Source organism: Colwellia sp. SU-HH01217, assembly GCF_057543495.1.
Window position 1 is genome coordinate 1 of the sequence record NZ_BAAJLX010000039.1, and the last position, 1053, is coordinate 1053.

General features: G+C 37.4%; 1 protein-coding gene. It reads right to left on the reverse strand.

The window, feature by feature from the left end:
- Window positions 1-639 (reverse strand): potassium channel family protein (locus AC27G3_RS18125; protein WP_487124034.1); only part of this gene is annotated, 639 nt, incomplete at its 3' end.
- Window positions 640-1053: the final 414 nt, after the last annotated feature.

Genomic DNA, 1053 nt, shown 5'->3' on the forward strand with positions numbered 1-1053 from the left:
GGCATCATCGTCCACGCGTTTGAGCTCACCTTTTTCGTGTGATTTTTTAAGAGCTTCCGCCATTTTTTTCCTTCCAGCACGAAAAATCCGAAGTCTTTCGGCCTGATCTGCGACTGCAACAGGAACCACTGTAATAAAAAACCACATTCCAACGAGTAACTCAGCCATAGCAATGGCCCTAGCAGACTTTGATAGTGGGTGTATTTCACCGTAACCAAGAGTTGAAACAGTAACTAGACTAAAGTAAACACTATCAAATGCATCTAAGGGCATACTAAAACTTGTAGGATCCATTTTATAAAGGAAATAATAAATTAACCCGAAATATACAACTATATTTAAAAAAATAATAAATTGGACTTTAACGAAATCAAATGGATTTGATTCGTACGCCATAAACTCTTTAAAGACAGCAACTAATCTAATATAGAAGAGCAATAAAACAATAGAATAAATGAATAACACTATATTCAAGTATGGGATATTAAAACATAGTAACCCGTAAATTAAGAATGGAACAAAAACCAAAAGAATAGACCAATTAAGCTTAAATCGGTCATTCCCCATACCTTCTGGGGGAGTTGCCGATTCAATAAATGATTGAAGGAAATCTGGGGTTTCATCATCTTTTTTTGACATACTGAGACTCCATTCTGAAAGATGCCTAACGTTTATATTAAACGGCAAAGTAACATTGGCTATAATCGCGAAGCGATGGCCAACTGTTACGTGTCCGATTTGAATTATCTTGTTATTTGATGGTAGCGGAAAACTACCAACGAAAACAAGAGCTTTTACTGATTTGGCAGCCCGACCGTAGAACTAAAGAGCGCCCAGCAACACGACTCACCAAACCGTGATTTTTGAGCCAAACACTAAAGCTAGAACAAAGTTAATGACTTTACCGCAAGGTGTCTTAAAAAGCGTAAAGTCTATTAACGATAAACACCAAAACGGTTAGGCGAAAACTGAGGCGTAACCCACCAAGCCGACCTTGAAAACACTGTTCTTACAATAAAATAATAACTCGATTTCGTGTTGCCAAATAACGCC